The following is an 18,873-nucleotide window of genomic DNA, read 5'->3' on the forward strand; positions in this document are numbered from 1 at the left end:
CTTGCTCCCGCTGGGTCACGCAGCGGCCCTCTTTTGATTTGAAAAAGACGGGCCTGCTACGCAGTCCAGCGGGAGCAAGCTCCCTCGCCACAGGGGGGCTGGACTTTTCCGGGTTAGCGGTTGAGGAACGCCAGCAGATCCTCATTCAACGCCTGCGCATGGGTCACGGCAAACCCGTGCGGCGCACCTGCGTAGACCTTCAACTCAGCGTCCTTGATTTGCGCGGCGGCCTGCTTGCCGGTGATTTCGAACGGCACGATCTGGTCGCCATCGCCATGGATCACCAGAGTCGGCACGTCGATCTTGGCCATGTCCGGGCGGAAGTCGGTTTCCGAGAACGCGGTTACGCAGTCGACTGTGCCCTTGAGCGACGCCAGCAGCGCAATGTTCAGAGTTTGCGTGAGCACGCCGTCAGAGATTTTCTGGCCCTGATTGATGCCGTAAAACGGCGTGTTGAAGTCAGCGATGAACTGCGCGCGATCCTTCAGCAGGCCAGCCTTGATGCCGTCGAATACCGATTTGTCGACGCCATCGGCGAAGTCGGCTTTCTTGCCGAACAGCGGCGTGACCGCACCCAGCAATACCAGACCGGCAACGCGCTCGCTGCCATGCCGGGCGATGTAACGGCTGACGTCGCCGCCACCCATGGAAAAGCCGACCAGGGTCACGTCGCGCAGATCCAGATGGTTGATCAGGCCGGCGATGTCATCAGCGAAGGTGTCGTAGTCGTAGCCGGTCCACGGCTGATCCGAGCGACCGAAACCACGGCGGTCGAACGCGATAGTGCGGTAGCCGCGACTGCTCAGGTATTCCATCTGGTATTCCCACATGTCGGCATCCAGCGGCCAGCCGTGGCTGAACAGCACGGGCTTGCCGCTGCCCCAGTCCTTGTAATAGATCTCGGTGCCGTCTTGGGTCTTGAAGGTGCTCATGCAAACTCCTTGTGATCGTGTGTGGCAAGAATAGATGCCGAATGGGCAACGGCCATTATCCGCGCAAAATGCGAAAGTCACTTGTACGCAGGTGCTGGTTTCACACGTTTGAAAACGCGACGAACCCCGATGAACGGTGCAAACATAAGTTTGACGTCAAAATGATGGCTATCTAATATCGCGCCACTATTTAGATGTCACTTTTTGTGTCGAGGGATCGAAGATGTTTTCACCCGCCTTCACGGCGCGGTTGTGCTTGGCTTTGCTCTGCCTTTCTCCGCTTGAATCCGCTTGGGCTGCGCCCACCCCCGGCGAAACCGACCTGATCCGCGAACGTCAGAACCGTTTGCTCGAAGAGCAGCAACGGCGTCTCGAAGAACTCAAGGACCTGCCCGGCAAAGACGCCAGACCAGCGCAACCGACGACCCCCGCCGATAGTCGCTGTTTCACCATCAAGGACATTGAGCTCAAAGGCGCCGACAGCCTGTCGGAGCGCGAAAAGGCGCGTCTGCTCGAACCCTATATCGGCGAATGCCTCGGCGTGCCGCAGCTCAACGAGCTGCTTAAAGTCCTTTTCTTCAACGAACATACTATGCGTGATGGAAGTGTAGGTCGTTTTGATCCTGATGCTGGCATCGCAGAAACCTGCTCGAGATTTCAAAGTGGTACTTTTAAGCAGGAAGATATCCAGCTGTTCAAGCATGAGTATTTCGAGTCCAGATTCGAGGGTATATTTAGACAGGATTATGGCGTTTCTCATGATAAAACACAGATACGTTATCCAAGCCCGCTAGATTGAGAGGTGTACGTGGCTATTTATATAGAGATGGACAAGGTTATAGAGACTGAAGATTATGTTGAATATACGTTTGGTCGGGGCGGCGATGTAGGTCTGATACGGCTAGATAAAATAAAGGAAACTATAAGCGTCATAAAGGAGTGCCCGTTGGATGTAAGCGGAAAATGGTCGGAGAGAGCCGGTATGAAGCTCGCTCGGCTCTTTGTAAAAGGCGAGTTTCCCGAGAAAACCCAGTGGGCTTCTTGAGAGGGGATAGATAGGGGATGGGATAAATGTGGACAGACCCTGAGGGATGCTCACAAATCCACTCCAGGCTCTGCGCTTGATGATGTACCTCATCACGCAGAGCTTTCGCCAGACTTTTCCGATTGGAGGCTAAACGATGAATCATGAGCAGCAGGATCTGATTATCGATTTGGTGTCAAAAAAAACTTCCAAGGAAAGATTGGTTGAGATATTTTTTGGGGGCGAAATTCCTGATGGATATCTCCGTCGTGAGTTGGAAGTTGCGCTCGAAATTAAAGATTCTGATAATGTTGAATGCCTGCTGATATTCGGTTCTGTTTTTGGAATTGCACAGGATTGTGCCGATATTTTGTGCCGTCTGTTAATTCAGGATTGGCACACCAGTCATGAAAATATCGCCAGGGAATTGAAGGTGTTTAAATACCCTGGCGCGGTTGATTATTTATTTAAAGCAGCACTAATTCACCATCAGTACATCGCTTCCGATTACGCGCTTGGAGTTAAGTGCATTTACGCGCTATATGAAATAGGGACGGACGATGCACGGGAAAAACTGCAGTTGTTGATGGAGGTCGACGTTCCTGAAATGTCAGAACTTGCAGTGCGATTGCTAAATTCCATGAAAAAGTAAGGTGTAGGTTAGAAGTCACTAGTTGCTGCATTATAGGATTATTCGATTGGGATGAGCTCTTTGGCTTTTTCAATCTCGCCCTTTAGCAGCAACTCGTGAATGTCATGAGCAAGTGGAGTGACATCGCTTATGTTCTGGATCCATGTCGTTGACATAGAGCTCGACGGCTTTTGCGCTCAGGCCTATCTGAATGGCACGGCTTATCTGAGATTTGAGATGTTCGTCTCGATCTGGGTCCCACTGAATTCGGACAGGTGTCTGCTTTTTAAGTTTTAGCCATTCTTCCTCACTCATGGAATCTTCCGTGCCCATTCAAACCCATCTCGTGAAATATCGATGGCCAGAATTCGAGACTGTCTTGTGTCCTTCAAGCCCCATCCCGACCGATGCATCATCCACAGGAAGGATGGCTTTATCCATGTCATCCGTTCCATTTTGAAAGGCGGGGAAACAAAGGTGCCGTGACTTAGCGCGGCATCGGCAATGACATCAGAATAAGCTTGGTAAACACGGATGGTGTTCGCATCGTATAAGCCGCGAATCTGGCGGATTGGTGTGGCATTTGAACTCGCTAGCTGATTCACCATTTTCATACCCTAAGCTTAATGACGCGTAAATGGTCGGCGTCCTGGCGTTTGGCTTTTGTTACTAGACATCCCTCGGAGGGCCTTCATACATGAAACTGTCTCGACTGCTGCTGTCTTTTATTCTCACGTTAACCGGCTGCCATTCCAACGTCAGAGATTCTTCCCCCAGCCTCCTGAAAAACGGCTTGCAACTACAACAAAGAACTGTCACGCCAGATACGCAATACGCCAAAGTAATCATGAAAGCCACAGGTTACACATACCCTGTCGAGTTCTCGGTTCGCCGGGCTTCAGATCCCGATCAACGAATGGAAGTGCTGGGTACCGTGGTGGATTCCGGGCGGGGCAAGGTATTCGGCTGGATCGCCAAACTCAGCGAAGCGGCCAATAGCGCCACGTTCAAGCACTTCCCTCAGTTGGAAACGCAAGCCAATGCCGACGAACCCTTCGAGGTGTCGGGGCGTTCCAACAGCATGGGCACCGGCAATACTTATAGCTGCGGGCCGCTGAACAGCACTTTTACGCCGGAGCGAAGCACGGTCTACCTGGTGGAGTTTCAGTTTGCCGGGCAAGGTTGCGAGCAGCATGTTTACGATGTCACCCAGCCGGGTCAACGTCGCCTTATCGGAGGCTGAGGCATTTGAAATTAAATCGGGTAAATGGGGACAAACCACGTTTAGAAGGCACTCCAAAACGTGCTCTGTTCCCGTTTCCTTTGCAGCCAGCAACACCGCACCGGCTCTGACCTGGACAGTCGGTAATGTTGCGGTAAATGCCCAGGACCATCTGGTCGCAGCGACCAGTGGCGGGCCGCGCAATCTGTTCATCGATGCCCCGGCAGCGGTGTCTGACAGCACGCGCGCCGTTGACACTTTCCACCGCACCCCAAGCATGGTTCAGGCGGTTGCCAGTACGGTCGATGTCAAGGTACCAGAGGACGCCACCGGCTCGGGCATGGCAAGTCGCGGCAACGACATGAAAGAGTCGATCGACACCCGTCCGGTCGCCCGTGTTACTGGACTACCTGACACCAAAGCACCGTCCAATCCGCACAAATACCTGATCGAAACCAACCCGGCACTCACCGACATCAAGTCGTTCATGAGCTCCGATTACCTGCTCGACAAACTTGGCTTCGACCCCGACCAGAGCGCCAAGCGTCTGGGCGACGGCCTCTACGAACAACGCCTGATCCAGCAAGCCGTCACCGCTCGCACCGGCCAGGCTTTCCTCGATGGCCAGACCTCCAACGAGGGCATGTTCAAGTACCTGATGAACAACGCCATCGCCAGCAAGGACGCACTCAACCTGTCGGTCGGCGTCGGCCTTACATCGCAGCAAGTCGCGGCGCTGACCCATGACATCGTCTGGCTCGAAGAGCATGAAGTGAATGGCGAAAAAGTGCTGGTGCCGGTGGTGTATCTGGCTCAGGCCCAAGGCCGCCTCGGCCCGACCGGGGCGCTGATTGCCGGTAACGACGTGACGCTGATTGCCGGCGAAAACCTTGACAACGTCGGCACGCTGAAAGCGACCAACAACCTGTCGGCCACAGCAGGCAAGGACTTGGTCAACAGCGGCTCAATCGAGGCGGGTAATCGTCTGGATTTGCTGGCGACCAACAACATCGTCAACAAGGCGGGCGGCATCATTACCGGCAAGGACGTCAGCCTGACCACTCGCACCGGCGATGTGATCAACGAACGGACCATCACCTCAAGGGACGACCAGTACGGGTCAGTCACCCAGCGTAAGGATTACGCCGATAACGCCGCACGCATCGAAGCCGTCAACGACCTGACCGTCAAAGCGGCGAAGGACATCAACGTTATTGGCGGTGTTCTGAAAAGCGGCCAGGACATGACGTTGAATGCCGGGCGCGACGTCAATGTCGCCTCAGTACAGGTCAACGACAGCGTGTCACTCGGGTCGAGGGCAAGTGCCAGCGATGTTACCCAACTGGGTGCTGATATCGATGCCGGGCGTGATTTCAAGGCAGACGCCAAACGCGATATCAACATCATCGCCAGCGAAATCGATGCCAAGCGCGATGTATCGATGAAGGCGACCGAGAATCTGGTGATTACCTCGGCGGCGGACGAGGAACATTCGAACTCGAAAAACAAGAACGAGAAACGCCAGGAGGACCATGTCACTCAGGTCATGTCAGGCATCACCGCAGGCGGCGATGTCAGGCTGGATGCGGGCAAAGACCTGAGTGTGATTTCCAGTCGGGTGACGGCGGGGGATGAGGCGTATTTGGTGGCTGGTGACAACCTGCAGATCCTGGCGCTGCAAGACACCGATTACTCGCTTTACGACATGAAGAAGAAGGGCGGCTTCGGCAAGCTGAAAATGCAGCATGACGAGGTCACCGACAACAAGTATGTCGGCTCGGAAATCAAGGCTGGCGGCGATCTGACGCTCAAGAGCGGAGGCGATCAGCTTTATCAGGTCGCCCAGCTCGAAAGTGGCAACAACATCACACTCGATAGCGGTGGGGCGATCACGTTTGAAGCGGTAAAAGACCTTCATAACGAAAGCCATACCAAGACTGACAACAACGCCGCGTGGGTGTCCTCCAAGGGCAAGGGCAACACCGACGAAACCCTGCGTCAGACCCAAATGATTGCCAAGGGCAACATCGTCATCAAAGCCGTCGATGGCTTGAAGATCGATATCAAGGATGTGAACCAGCAGTCCGTCAGTCAGACCATCGACAGCATGGTCAAGGCTGACCCGCAGTTGGCGTGGTTGAAAGAGGCCGAGGCCCGTGGGGACGTCGACTGGCGTCTGGTTAAAGAGATTCACGAGTCGTTCAAGTACAACAACTCGGGGCTTGGTCCGGCTTCGCAGATGATTATTGCGATCGTTATGGCTGCGGTTGTTGGACCGGCAGCTTTGACGGCGATGAGTGGGATGGGCACGTTCTGGGCGGCATCTTATGCTGCTGTAGCCACCGGAGCAGCGACAAATGCCGCCACCAGTTTTATCAATAACGGTGGCAACCTTGGCGCTGTATTCAAAGATGTAACGTCTTCTGATGCGCTGGCTGGCTATGTTATTTCAGGAGTAACTGCTGGCCTGACGGCGGGCTACTTCGACAGCATTCTCAAGACCACAACAAATCCGATAACCGGCCAAGTCATGACTGACTTGAGCAGTCTGGAAGGCATCGGCCGTTTCGCCGGTAACCAGCTGCTGCAGAACACGACTTCCACTGTTTTGGGCGCGACTTTCGGTCAGCACGCGAATTTCGGTAATGCGTTGACGGGCGCTCTGTTGAGTACTCTGAACGCGGCGGCATTCAATGCTGTAGGCGATTTTGCTGCTAAACAGGGCTGGAAAGACGGCAGTCTCGAAAAAATCGCATTGCACGCGGTTGTTGGAGGGTTGCTGACTGAAGCTGCGGGTGGCGATTTCAAAACGGGTGCATTGGCGGCGGGTGCAAATGAGGCTCTGGTTACCCAGTTGGCCACGCTGGTCAAGAACGACAGCAACCTGTTGTCGATGTCCTCCCAACTGGTGGGTATCGCTGCGGCAGCCGTAAGCGACGGTAACCTTCAAGAGGGCGCGACTATTGCGAAGGACGCTACTAATTACAACTACCTTATGCACCACGAAATCGTGGAAATGTTGGATGAGCAGGCAAAATGCGCATCCGAGACGTGCAAAGCAGAAGTGCGAGAGCGTTATGCCAATCTGGATGAGCAGCGAAATGCGGAGTTGGGTAGCCTCTGTCAGAAAAACTTAAGTGCCTGCAAGCAGCTTTCGGATCAGCTCCTAGCCGATCAGCCAAAAATTCGCGAACTGGCAGAGCAGCTCAGGCTCAGTGGGGATATAGGTGCAGCTGCAAACGTAGGCTGGATCATTACGGAGAATAACCAAACTGCGCAAAACACGATCATCAGAGAGATTGTGGTTCAGCGTGATGGTGAAAGCGCCGCGTTTTGGGCAGATGCTGCAGGCGTAGCCGCAGATGTCGCGGGCGGTGGTAAACCGGGCGGTAGCAAAGGAACGACTAAGACTGGCATTGCTGATAACACCGAGTCTTCCCTCCCAAATTCACCGTCCACGAAAGGGCCGAGTGAAGATATACCTCCTGCCACGTCTGCCATTTCCCGCGTAGGTTTGAAAGAGGATCTCGCAGGACAGGCGGGCATTCCGCGGGATATGATTGGTAATCCATCCAGCGTTTGGGGACGATCGATTGACGATATTAAACAGTCACTTACAATGGACGGAGCAACCGCTACTTTGTCGACTAAGAGCAAAACGTCAGGTAATGCTCAAGTTTACGAGATCAGTGGGAGTGCAACAGGTATTAAGGAAATCCAATATAGTCCGTCTACCGTTGATAGCGTCAATAAATCAACGCACATAGGTGAGTACTATAGAATCACGTATAGTGATAATACTTCAGTTAAAGTGGTTGATCCTGATACGTATCGACCTCAGTTTAAAGGGCCGAACGAGCCGATTTATGACAAAGATACGCTTTTCATGAACCCTCAGGGGCAAGAAGTGCTATTTAACCCGGCTACCAACAAGTGGGTACCAAAATGAGTAATGTTTCTATATCTTGGGTCGCAACCATATTGCCTGGAAGATCACTTGCTGGAGTGCCGCTAGGGCTAGCGGCGCCTGATCTCGAAACATGGCTGGCAATGTATGCTATCGACGAAGCAAAAACCTTATATAAATTTGAAGAAGGTCCAATCCTAAGGTTGACAAAGTGCGATAATCGAAAGGGCGAAGGTGGTTATGTATTTTATTTATATGATAATAGTGTTATCAATTCCAATAAGTTTGGTATTCCTGCTTTAAGTATAATGCTGAAATGCAACAAAGTTTTCGCGCTTAAAGTTTATGATTTTAGTTTTCCCGGTGAGGCGGCTAGTGCTTTTGTCTACCAGGGATCGCTAACTTCGAATATAAGATTGGGGAGCAATGTTGCTGAGTTGAAAAAAATCACGTCATTGGACTTTGATAAGGGCGAAGGCTGGTTTATAACAGATGAAAAGTTTGGTTTGATTGAGGTTTCAGGCTGGGGAGTACCGCTGGAAGAAGAACCTCAGCAGCTGATTACTGCCATTTGTGTAATTTGATGCGCTTGCACGGAAGCCGATCCGGATGCTTCTTCATGACTCGATAATGCAAGTTGATAAATGGATAAATGGGGACAGACCACGTTTAGAAAGTAGGTGAAGGCGATGGATCCAAAAACATACGAACTGCTGAATGGTATTCCGGAACACGCCGATTACGCTGTGGAGGCGGGTGACCTTGACCGAGAAGACATTTCAGAAGAAAGAATGGCCGCAGTGAGGCAACTGCTCAACAGTGGGAATGAAATGGAGCGTTTTCAGGCTTCTAAACTTCTCACCAGCTGGGGCGTTCATAACGGCTTGATAGTGCTGGAAGAATATATGCGGCGCCCAGAGATTATTGAGGGTATTTATACCCATAGACTCCATGGGTACGATGATACATATCGGCATATATTGATGGCAGTGACGATGTATTTCGCAAATGCCGCTGACGTCAGTGGAAAGGAATTAGCGAGGCGTCAGGTATATGATGTACTTTCAAAAATAATCGCTCTGGCCAACGAGAGGCCTTTTGAAATATCGGAAATATATTCTTTCGTGCATCGTGAAAAGTATTCAGAGTACCTACCGCTGCTGAAGCAGCATTTGATCGCAATGGTTGAATATCCGGAACTTCACCGGTGGAAAATCAAGGATGCCATTGGTTTGATAATGGAATTTGACGTTGATTTTGTCAGGGCCTTATTGTCTGAGAAAAATAAAATTCTGGAAAATTTTGTGAAAAAATAAAAAAATCAAATTTTCTGTGAAAAAGAATAGGTGGGGGTAGCCCACGTTTAGAAAGCACTCTAAAAACTTGGTCTGTCCCCATTTTCCACTATTGAAGGCGGGTCTGGCATTTATAATCATTTTCTTGGGGGGTAGCCCGTCTAATTACAACCCGGTGAAGGACGCATTTTCCCACATTCCCGGAGGGTATGGCCCTTCAGTATATAGTGGCGGGGATCTTGTGTTTTCAGCTGGCGCAGGTTTTGTAAAAGTACCTTTGAAAGTCATCGCTGCGGATGGCCTCAGGTGAACTTCCATGTTTGGTGGGACTGTGGTGCGAAATAAAAATATTGTGCTTAAACTGATTGTGTACTTAAGTCTCGCAGGGTTCGTTTGGACTGTATTCATGACAATTACTTTAATTATGGCTTTCTTGTTGATGGCTGTTATGTATTTGTTTTTTGAACCGCATTTTGAAGTGGTGTTTAAATGGTGTTGCCTGTCGTTGTCTATTCTCATGTCTGTACATTGGATTTCCAACAGATTTGCAAAAATCAAAGATTATATTGAAGGGGCGTAAAGGGGGCGGAACACGAGGCTGATCGAGCATTGGTTAGCTCGCTCCCTGGTTACTTGTCTCGATGACTTACGTTAGATAAAATGATTGATGATTTTCATGAGTGTCTTTAAGACTTAGAGTCAGAAGTGGTTGACCAGATTTGTGCCGCGACCAATGGAAATAATGTTTTTGGCGGCTCAAAGTTTGGTGTTGAAGTCGAGGCAATGATCGGTCGTCGTGTGCAGCGAGGGAGCCCGGGACGGCCGAAAAAATCGACCATTTAGTAAAAGGTGGGCTGTCCTCCTTTTTTTTCAAGAAGAATTTTTAGAGTTTAAGAAATGAATATTCATCAAGACGTTTTTGATGACCTGTGGGACGGCGAAAAAAGCATCGGTTTTTTTGTTCAGTCAGCTCAGTGTTACTGGGTTGTTGATGAAAAACGTAATTTTACTCTTGACGTTGACAAGAGTCTTAGAGCGTCATTGAGTAACGGAGATATCACGCAAGAGCAATACGAACGATCCTGCCTGAAATTCAGGAATGGAATCTTGAAGATGACAGCCGAGAACTTTTCTTCGTATCTTCATGGGCCGAGTGTTAAGCTTTTGTTGTCTTCCGAATTGCAAGGCTTTATTGGGGCTGAGCCGGATGTTTTTGAAAGAATTGAAAACTACTATCTCACAGGCGAAGGTCTGGATTCGGAATTGTTCAAAAATGCAAATGTCATACGCTCGCGGCTTCCTCTGTTTTACGTGAATTTTGATCGAAAGATTTTCATGCATATGGATGACGGTCGATTTCATGAGGAGTATGTGCATCCGGCTTGGATTGCTGAATCTGGCGATTTCAGCTACTTGATTCCGTCACGAGAGAAGTATTGGGTGGATGCAGGTAAAGATTTTTGGAAAGTCCGTTTTTTATAAACTAAATGCTGATCTTTAATATATTGGGGGGGGGTGAGTGGGGGCAGACCACCCTTGAACCACCTTTCTATTCGTGTCGAACGTAAAAAAGCGGACAAAAGGGAACCGTCCCCTTTTGTCAGATATCGATTTTGCCAGAGAGTTGATTGGAGATATAGTTGGGGGTGATTGCGGACTGTTCTCTTTTAAACTGAGGGGACAAGGTGCTGTCCCTTTTCATTGCAGGTATCAACAAATCGATTGTCAGAATCCGATTCGAGAGTGAATGAATGTGCCTCACCAAACTTGAACATCAAGAACTGCGTCAGATAACCGCGATGTTATCAAGTCGTCTTGAACTGAATAAAGATTTGCCCGAAATGGTTTTTCGAGATTCAGGATTAGAGTTTTATTTTTTTGAGAGGCCTCTTTTGAGTAATGTTGATGTACTCGATGATTTGCTCTGTTCTAGCTTTAAAGTTTTTTCGACTCGCGCGTTTGCCCTGTTCAGTGCGCCGCTGGCCAATATTTGTTATCTTTTTGATGGGGAGAATATTCAGAAAGGTGTTGAGGAATTAAGCGTGGGGTTTCGAGATTTTTTCAAGGGCACAGTAAATTATCCGGTAGTCATGGGTAATGTGAGTTTTGATTGGCTCTTGTTTGAAAGTGCTTGCGAAGAGTACGGTGTGCTGGCTTTCAATTCACGGCATGCTTCTGGTGAGTTTTCTGAGTATTTGAGCTGCAACTTGATCAGTTCTGCAGAGTTTCAGAGTCTTAAAGGTCACGATAAAACCTTGGATAAAATAATTACAGCGTTTCATGCCTATTTTGAGAGGATATAGGTTGTGAATAATTTTTTCTTTAAGTGAGGTCGGACAAATAAATCGCTCTTCGCGTTATACCTTTCATACGGACCCTCATACTCATACCTACCAGTACGGACCGCGCAAGGATGTCAATGACCAGCACACGAGGATCAACCATTGAGCAATCTCAAAGCATTGAATAGCTTTCTGCGTGAATACGTTTATGTGGAAAGTCTTCACCTGGATTCTGAAGATGGACTTACCGGTTACAACCTGTTGATGACGCTGGCGAATTCTTCGGATCCTGGAGCAGCGACTATCGCGGTCATATTTTTTAACGTGGGCGATTTGAACGTGCGGGGATTTGGTGGTGGCTTGACACAGTTCTTGGAGCTTTGCGTGTCGAGGGTTGAAGGCGGACTGGATCGTATCCGGTATGAGCTGGTTGATGAGGAAGAAGAAAAAATAGCTTTTAACTTCCACTCCTTCAAAGTGCTCAGCGAGGATGGCAGCGGCGAATAGACTGCGAAAGCCAGGTTGCACAAGTCGATGCTGTTTTCAAAAAAACGCCCCGTCTGAAGCGGGGCGTTTGTTTTGGTTTAACCTGCGAAACCTTTAGCGAAACGCCGGCACCACATGCTTGATAAACAACTCCAGCGACTTCTTCTTCTCTTCATGCGGCAGGCTGTTATCACACCAGAAACTGAACTCATCCACCCCCAGTTCCTGGTAGTACTTGATCCGCGGGATGATCTCTTCCGGCGTGCCAATCATCGCGGTCTTGTGCAGGCTTTCCAGTTCAAACTCCGGACGCCCGGCGAACTTCTCTTCCGGACTCGGCGCTAGGAAGCCATTGACTGGCGTTTGCTTGTTGCCAAACCAGGCATCGAAGGTGCGGTAGAAACGTGAGATGGCTTTGGCGCCGACTTTCCAGCCGTCCGGGTTGTCGGCGGTGTGCACGTGGGTGTGGCGCAGCACCATCAGTTGTGGGCGCGGCACGTCAGGGTTGTTGTCCAGCGCGGTCTGGAATTTGTTTTTCAGGTCGAGGACTTCTTCGTCGCCTTTCATCAAAGGCGTGACCATGACGTTGCAACCATTGGCCACGGCGAAGTTGTGCGAGTCGGGGTCGCGGGCGGCGATCCACATGGGTGGGTTGGGCTTCTGGATCGGCTTCGGCACGCTGGTGGAGGTGGGGAATTTCCAGATGTCGCCGTCGTGGGCGTAGTCGCCTTGCCACAGGGCGCGGACCACCGGGACCATTTCGCGCAGGGCCTGGCCGCCGCTGGAGGCGGGCATGCCGCCGGCCATGCGGTCGAATTCAACCTGATAAGCACCACGGGCGAGGCCGACTTCCATGCGGCCGTTGCTGATCACGTCGAGCAGGGCGCATTCACCGGCGACACGCAGCGGGTGCCAGAACGGCGCGATGATGGTGCCGGCGCCGAGGTGAATGGTCGTGGTTTTCGCTGCGAGGTAGGCCAGCAGCGGCATCGGGCTTGGGGAGATGGTGTATTCCATGGCGTGGTGTTCGCCGATCCACACGGTGCTGAAACCGCCGGCCTCAGCCATCAGGGTCAGTTCGGTCAGGTCTTCGAACAGTTGGCGGTGGCTGACGCTTTCGTCCCAGCGTTCCATGTGTACGAACAGGGAAAATTTCATGACGCTACCTCGAGTCTTTTGTAATTGGCCGGTCGTGTGCGGGCCTGTCGAACTGACGAGAACGCTGTGCGCTCGCGAGTCTTCTCACCATTCAAGCACGCCTTCAAGGACGGCTGTTCGGTTGATTGAATATTGGTATACCATAATACGGAATATCCGCAAAACATTTCTGACCGACACTTCGAACAAGGAAGGCGCAAGCAATGAACATAAAACAAAAACTGACTTTGGCGTTTGCGGTAATCGCCAGCCTGCCGGTGTTACTGGTGGCAGCGCTGATCATCCTCAATGTCCGCGAGGGCGCGCGCGACACCTTTACCGACAGCACCGGGCGCGAAGTGCGTCAGGTGGAAAACGCCATGCAGCTGTTTTTCGAGGGCATCAGCCAGAACGTTGCCTACCTGGCCGAGCATCCGCAACTGCAGAGCATCGACGCCAGCCTCAAACGCTACCTGAGCAGTGACGCCGCGCAAGTGCCAATGGGGCCGCAGGATCAACAGCTGTTCAAGCTGTTTGATGGTCTGGCCAAGGCGCATCCGGCTTACACCTACCTGTCACTCGGCACCGAGCAGGGCGGTTATCTGTTCTGGCCGGGCGATGCGCAACTGGCGAACTACGATCCGCGCACCCGTCCCTGGTACAAAACGGCGATGGCAAATCCCGGCAAAACGCTGCGCACCGAGGCCTATTACTGGGCGGCGGATGATGTGGTGCTGGTGAGCACCGTGCGCAGTTTCAACAACCAGTTGGGCAGCAATGCCGGCGTAGTCAACATCGACGTGTCGCTCAAGCAATTGACCGATCTGGTCAAGCAGATCCGCCTCGGTGAAAGCGGTTATCTGATGTTGATGGAAGCCAACAACACCGTGCTGGTCGACCCGAGCGATCCGACGCACAACTTCAAGAAACTCAGCGATCTCGGCGACGGTTATCAGCAACTGGCCGAGGCGGGCAAAGGCCTGGTCGAGGTGCAATTGGCCGGCGAGGATTACATGGCGCTGGTCTGGCCCTCGCAGGCGTTGGGCTGGCGGTTTGTCGGCTTGGTCAAGGAGAGCGAAGTGATGGCAGGGGCGACTCGTTTGACCTGGCTGATCGGCGCTATCGCAGTGATCTGCGCGTTGCTGTTTGCGATGGTCGGCGCGTGGTTCGCCGGGCTGATGGTCAAGCCGATTCGTGGTGTCGCCAGCGGTCTCGAAGGCATTGCTCAAGGCGAGGGCGATCTGACGGCGCGACTGGAAGTGCGCGGGCAGGACGAAACCGCGCAATTGGCTGGATGGTTCAACCAGTTTCTCGAAGCGATCCGCACGCTGATCCAGCGCATCGGCCAGGCAGCGGGCCAGATTCACAGCAGCTCCGGCAGCGCCACCGAAGTCTCGGCGGAAATGGCCGACGTGGCTGCACGTCAGCGCGAGGCGGTGGATATGGTGTCGACCGCGTTTCACGAAATGGTCGCTACGTCCAACGAGGTCGCGCGCTCGTGCAGTCAGGCCGCCGACTCGGCAGACAACGGTCAGCGCCAGGCACACACCGGGCAGCAACAGATCGACGCGGCGGTGAGCAACGTCGGCCGTTTGAGTCAGGAGATCGGTCACAGTGCCGAGGCGATGCAGCAACTGGAGCAGGACAGCAACGATATCCAGTCGATCCTCGGCACCATCCGCTCGATTGCCGAGCAGACCAATCTGCTCGCGCTCAACGCCGCTATCGAAGCCGCGCGCGCCGGAGAGCAGGGCAGGGGCTTCGCCGTGGTCGCCGATGAAGTTCGCGCGCTGGCCAAACGCACCTCGGATTCCACCGGTGAGATTGACGCACTGCTCGGCAATCTGGCGCGGCGCACTCATCAGATGGGCAGGCAGATGCACGCCAGCCTGGAGGTGTCGCAGGAAACCGTGGTGTCGATCAACGAGGCGCGGGCGAGTTTTGAATTGATACGGGAATCGGTCGACGTGATTCGCGACATGAACACGCAGATCGCCACGGCGGCGGAGGAACAGCATCAAGTAGCCGAGGACATCAATCGCCACATCAGCCAGATTCATGGCGATGCGCAGTTAGTGGCAAGCCTGGCGGACTCGACTCGCCAGGATGCGCAGAACCTGACGGCGTTGTCGCAGACGTTGAATCAGTTGGTGAGCCGGTTCCGGACGTAATCAGCTACACCGAAACCCCTGTAGGAGTGAGCCTGCTCGCGATAGCGGAATATCAGCCAACATCTGCATCGACTGACACACTGCGATCGCGAGCAGGCTCACTCCTACATGGGATTGATGTGTTCAGCAGTTCCGGGATCACGCCACAACCGGCAACGCACCCATCTTGCCGTGGCAGTACACCAGCGGCCCGGCGACTTGCTCAGGGACGATCAGGTTCTTCACCGCGCCGACCATGATCGCGTGGTCGCCACCTTCATATTCACGCCACAACTCGCACTCGATCACCGCCGTGGCATTGGCGAGGATCGGGTTGCCCAGTGCGCTCAATGTCCACTCGATGCCCTGCGCCTTGTCCTTGCCTTTGCGGGCGAAGGCATAGGCCTCGCTTTGCTGCACGCTGGACAACAGGTGAATCGCAAAGCGTTTGTTCTTGATCAGCACTGGATAGGAATCGGAGCTGTAGTTGGGGCAGAACAGCACCAGCGCCGGGTCCATCGACAGCGAGCTGAAGGCGCTGGCGGTCAGGCCGACGATCTGGCCGTCGTCGTCCAGGGTAGTGATGACGGTGACGCCGGACGGGAACGAGCCCATGACTTGTTTGTAAATGGCAGCATCGATCATTGGGTGGTCCTCGGGTGTGTGACACGGTTTTTATGATTTGTAGGTCTGATGGTATACCGTAATACATATCTTGCAAGGGCTTTTCTGGTGAACCGATAAACGTGCTGCTTTCGTCGGAAACTCAATGTTTACGGGGCTTTCAGCTAGCCGTTGAGGGGCAGGATCAGCGAGGATAGCGGATCAGAGAACGACAGAATCAGCGGATCAGGCTTGTGCAAAGCTTGGAATACCATAATATGGTCTGCATCTGAGGGGCGACCCAAGAGTCCTCCCGGTTTGGCTTCATACAAAGATAAAAACAGACAAACTCGAGTTCATGCATATGTCCCAGATGTCCCGGCAAGATCCGTTGATCGAGAATCATACGGTCGATTACGTCCCACTCGCGGAACGCCACGGGAAGGCCCGCGACCTGTTCACTCTGTGGTTCAGCACCAACATCGCGCCACTGCCCATCGTCACCGGCGCCATGGTGGTTCAGGTGTTCCATCTCAATCTGTGGTGGGGGCTGCTGGCGATTGCGCTGGGGCACATGATCGGCGGCGTGGTGATTGCGCTGGCCTCGGCCCAAGGCCCACGCATGGGCATTCCGCAGATGGTCCAGAGTCGCGGCCAGTTCGGCCGATATGGCGCACTGCTGATCGTGTTCTTTGCGGCGCTCATCTATATCGGGTTCTTCATTTCCAACATCGTGCTCGCCGGCAAATCCATCGTCGGCATCGCGCCGTCGGTGCCAGCCCCGCTGAGCATTCTGATCGGCGCGCTGGCCGCTACCGCGATCGGAGTGATCGGCTACAACTTCATCCACACGCTCAATCGCATTGGCACTTGGGTGATGGGCGGCGCGTTGCTCGCCGGGTTTATCTACATCTTCGCCCATGACTTGCCGGCGGACTTCCTGACGCGCGGCAGTTTCAACCTCTCGGGCTGGCTGGCGACGGTGTCGCTGGGCATCATCTGGCAGATCAGCTTCTCGCCGTATGTTTCCGACTACTCGCGTTATCTGCCGGCGGACATCGGCATTGCCAAGCCATTTTGGGCGACGTATCTGGGCGCGACGCTGGGCACGATTCTTTCGTTCAGTTTTGGCGCGGTTGCGGTGCTGGCGACGCCGGAAGGCACTGAGGCGATGGCGGCGGTCAAGCAGTCCACCGGCTGGCTGGGGCCGATTCTGATGGTGCTGTTTCTGCTCAATATCATCAGCCACAACGCGCTCAACTTGTATGGCGCGGTGTTGTCGATCATCACCTCGATCCAGACCTTTGCCAGCCAGTGGACGCCGAGCATCAAGGTGCGCGTGGTGCTGTCGAGCGTGATCCTCGGCGGATGCTGCGTGGTCGCCCTCGGCGCTTCGGCGGATTTCATTTCCCAGTTCATCGGGCTGATTCTGGCGCTGTTGCTGGTGCTGGTGCCGTGGGCGTCGATCAACCTGATCGACTTCTACCTGATCAAGCGCGGCAACTACGACATCACCTCGATCTTCCGCGCCGACGGCGGGATCTACGGGCGTTTCAACCTGCACGCGATCATTGCCTACTTCATCGGCATCATCGTGCAACTGCCGTTTGCCAACACCTCGCTGTACGTCGGGCCGTACGCCAATCTGGTCGAAGGTGCGGATCTGTCGTGGCTGGTTGGCCTGGTGGTCACCGTGCCGCTCTATTACTGCCTCGCGACCCGTGGTCAGGCGCAGCGGAGCAGGGCGGCAAAACTGAGCTATCGCTCGTAAGCAATTCTGTGGCGAGGGAGCAAGCTCCCTCGCCACAACTGGTTTTCGGCCGTCCCGAGTATTTCAGCGGTCACGCAAATTGGCCATATCGATCCCCTTTTGGCCTGCCGCCTACTGTCATCGCGCTACGCTGTCAGCAAGAATCGAAACCATAACAACAGGCTCGACCTTTTTTGCCCTTGGCTTTCGTTACAGCCTCTGCCGTGTACAGAACATAAAAACCATCGATCTCACGCCGCATTCGGGGAAACAACCATGGTCACGATCAAACGCATTCTGGGCGCCACCGTGTGTGGCCTGACGCTGCTGGCCAGCGCCGTCCAGGCCGAGCAGCGCGAACTGCGGGTGTACAACTGGGCGGATTACATCCTGCCGTCAGTGCCCAAGGACTTCGCCGAGCAAAGCAAGATCAAAGTGACCTGGGACACCTTCGACACCAACGAATCACTGGAAGCCAAACTCCTCACCGGCAACTCCGGCTACGACCTGGTAGTGCCGTCCAATCAGTTCATCGAAACCCAGATCAAGGCCGGCGTGTTCCAGAAACTCGACAAGTCGAAACTGCCGAACTGGCAGCATCAGGATCCGGCCCTGCTCAAGTTGCTCGAGGCCAACGACCCCGGCAACCAGTACGGTGTGCCCTACATGTACGGCACCGTGCTGATCGGCTTCAACCCGGCCAAGGTCAAGGCTGCCCTTGGCGAGAATGCGCCGGTGGACAGTTGGGATCTGGTGTTCAAGCCCGAGAACATGGAAAAGCTCAAGGCCTGCGGCGTGGCGATGCTCGATTCGCCGTCGGAAATCCTGCCGCTGGCCCTGCATTACCTCGGCCTCGATCCGAACAGCCAGAACCCGGCGGACTATGAAAAGGCCAAGGCCTTGATGATGAAGATTCGCCCCTACGTGACCTACTTCAACTCGGCCAAATACATGACCGACATCGCCAACGGCGACATCTGCGTGGCGATCGGTTATTCCGGCAGCTTCTACCAGTTCGGCAATCGCGCCAAAGAGGCGGGCAACGGCGTGGTGGTCGACTGGCGCTTGCCGAAGGAGGGCGCGCCGATCTGGTTCGACACGTTCGCCATTCCGAAGAGCGCGAAGAACGTCGCCGAGGCTCACGAATTCCTCAACCACTTGCTCGATCCGAAAGTGATCGCACCGATCAGCGATTTCCTCGGCTACCCGAATGCCAACAAGGACTCGATGCCGCTGGTCAACAAGGAGATCACCGACAACCCCAACCTGACCCCGACCCGCGAAGCGCTGAAAACCCTGTATGTGGTCCAGCCGTTGCCGCAGAAAATGGAGCGGGTGCGCACGCGGGTGTGGACCAGTATCAAATCCGATAAATAAGACCATTCCCTGTAGGAGTGAGCCTGCTCGCGATCGCGGTGTGTCAGCCGATGACAATATGTCTGAAAGACCGCTAT

At 53.5% G+C, this 18,873-nt stretch carries 15 protein-coding genes and 3 pseudogenes; 13 read left to right on the plus strand and 5 right to left on the minus strand.

The window, feature by feature from the left end:
* Positions 1-113: 113 nt before the first annotated feature.
* A complete protein-coding gene (locus tag DCO47_RS17845; RefSeq protein WP_064363468.1) occupies positions 114-932 on the minus strand; it encodes an alpha/beta fold hydrolase in 819 nt (272 codons plus the stop codon).
* Between the two features lie 223 nt (positions 933-1,155).
* Here DCO47_RS17845 and DCO47_RS17850 point away from each other — a divergent pair.
* Together DCO47_RS17850 and DCO47_RS17860 are read left to right on the plus strand one after the other, a co-directional pair.
* A pseudogene (locus DCO47_RS17850) lies at positions 1,156-1,506 on the plus strand (POTRA domain-containing protein); the annotation flags it as partial.
* Between the two features lie 607 nt (positions 1,507-2,113).
* Positions 2,114-2,608, plus strand: coding sequence for a hypothetical protein (locus tag DCO47_RS17860; protein WP_064363465.1), 495 nt, complete (start codon positions 2,114-2,116; stop codon positions 2,606-2,608).
* A 102-nt stretch (positions 2,609-2,710) separates the two neighbouring features.
* On the opposite strand, the gene DCO47_RS27330 is transcribed toward DCO47_RS17860, so the two are convergent.
* Together DCO47_RS27330 and DCO47_RS27335 are read right to left on the minus strand one after the other, a co-directional pair.
* Complete coding sequence (locus DCO47_RS27330) at positions 2,711-2,920, minus strand: DUF4291 family protein (RefSeq protein WP_371919882.1); 210 nt, start codon at positions 2,918-2,920, stop codon at positions 2,711-2,713.
* Positions 2,899-3,201, minus strand: coding sequence for a DUF4291 family protein (locus DCO47_RS27335; protein WP_252874698.1), 303 nt, complete (start codon positions 3,199-3,201; stop codon positions 2,899-2,901). The genes DCO47_RS27330 and DCO47_RS27335 overlap by 22 nt, the downstream gene beginning before the upstream one ends.
* A gap of 83 nt (positions 3,202-3,284) precedes the next feature.
* On the opposite strand from DCO47_RS27335, the gene DCO47_RS17870 reads away from it, so the two are divergent.
* The 7 genes from DCO47_RS17870 (at position 3,285) to DCO47_RS17905 (ending at position 11,800) form a co-directional block, all read left to right on the plus strand.
* The gene (locus DCO47_RS17870) at positions 3,285-3,830 is read left to right on the plus strand and encodes a hypothetical protein (RefSeq protein WP_116658591.1); all 546 of its coding nucleotides are present in this window, start codon (positions 3,285-3,287) and stop codon (positions 3,828-3,830) included.
* Positions 3,781-7,758 carry a DUF637 domain-containing protein gene (locus DCO47_RS17875; RefSeq protein ID WP_116658592.1) on the plus strand — a complete coding sequence of 1,326 codons (3,978 nt, stop codon included), beginning with the start codon at positions 3,781-3,783 and terminating at the stop codon, positions 7,756-7,758. The genes DCO47_RS17870 and DCO47_RS17875 overlap by 50 nt, the downstream gene beginning before the upstream one ends.
* Positions 7,755-8,300: a hypothetical protein gene (locus tag DCO47_RS17880; protein WP_042606743.1), complete on the plus strand. Its 546-nt coding sequence runs from the start codon at positions 7,755-7,757 to the stop codon at positions 8,298-8,300. Before DCO47_RS17875 ends, DCO47_RS17880 begins: the two co-directional genes overlap by 4 nt.
* 105 nt (positions 8,301-8,405) lie before the next feature.
* Positions 8,406-9,032 (plus strand): hypothetical protein, encoded by a 627-nt coding sequence (locus DCO47_RS17885; RefSeq protein WP_116658593.1) that lies wholly within the window; start codon positions 8,406-8,408, stop codon positions 9,030-9,032.
* 876 nt (positions 9,033-9,908) lie between these two features.
* Complete coding sequence (locus DCO47_RS17895; RefSeq protein WP_116658595.1) at positions 9,909-10,493, plus strand: hypothetical protein; 585 nt, start codon at positions 9,909-9,911, stop codon at positions 10,491-10,493.
* A 269-nt stretch (positions 10,494-10,762) separates the two neighbouring features.
* The gene (locus DCO47_RS17900; RefSeq protein ID WP_064363464.1) at positions 10,763-11,314 is read left to right on the plus strand and encodes a hypothetical protein; all 552 of its coding nucleotides are present in this window, start codon (positions 10,763-10,765) and stop codon (positions 11,312-11,314) included.
* 141 nt (positions 11,315-11,455) lie between these two features.
* Complete coding sequence (locus tag DCO47_RS17905) at positions 11,456-11,800, plus strand: hypothetical protein (protein ID WP_116658596.1); 345 nt, start codon at positions 11,456-11,458, stop codon at positions 11,798-11,800.
* Positions 11,801-11,893: 93 nt separating this feature from the next.
* Here DCO47_RS17905 and DCO47_RS17910 read toward each other — a convergent pair whose 3' ends face one another.
* Positions 11,894-12,937 (minus strand): LLM class flavin-dependent oxidoreductase, encoded by a 1,044-nt coding sequence (locus DCO47_RS17910; protein ID WP_073471146.1) that lies wholly within the window; start codon positions 12,935-12,937, stop codon positions 11,894-11,896.
* Between the two features lie 359 nt (positions 12,938-13,296).
* Here DCO47_RS17910 and DCO47_RS27585 point away from each other — a divergent pair.
* Positions 13,297-14,181, plus strand: a pseudogene (locus DCO47_RS27585) (cache domain-containing protein); the annotation flags it as partial.
* A gap of 309 nt (positions 14,182-14,490) precedes the next feature.
* Positions 14,491-15,087, plus strand: a pseudogene (locus DCO47_RS27590) (methyl-accepting chemotaxis protein); the annotation flags it as partial.
* Between the two features lie 138 nt (positions 15,088-15,225).
* Here DCO47_RS27590 and DCO47_RS17925 read toward each other — a convergent pair.
* Positions 15,226-15,711, minus strand: a complete 486-nt coding sequence (locus DCO47_RS17925; RefSeq protein ID WP_042606747.1) for a flavin reductase family protein — start codon at positions 15,709-15,711, stop codon at positions 15,226-15,228.
* A gap of 322 nt (positions 15,712-16,033) precedes the next feature.
* On the opposite strand from DCO47_RS17925, the gene DCO47_RS17930 reads away from it, so the two are divergent.
* Together DCO47_RS17930 and DCO47_RS17935 are read left to right on the plus strand one after the other, a co-directional pair.
* Complete coding sequence (locus tag DCO47_RS17930) at positions 16,034-17,440, plus strand: cytosine permease (RefSeq protein WP_064363460.1); 1,407 nt, start codon at positions 16,034-16,036, stop codon at positions 17,438-17,440.
* Positions 17,441-17,695: 255 nt separating this feature from the next.
* Complete coding sequence (locus tag DCO47_RS17935) at positions 17,696-18,796, plus strand: polyamine ABC transporter substrate-binding protein (protein WP_064363459.1); 1,101 nt, start codon at positions 17,696-17,698, stop codon at positions 18,794-18,796.
* Positions 18,797-18,873: the final 77 nt, after the last annotated feature.

The sequence above is a fragment of the Pseudomonas sp. NDM genome (genome assembly GCF_003105095.1).
GTDB lineage: Bacteria > Pseudomonadota > Gammaproteobacteria > Pseudomonadales > Pseudomonadaceae > Aquipseudomonas > Aquipseudomonas moraviensis_A.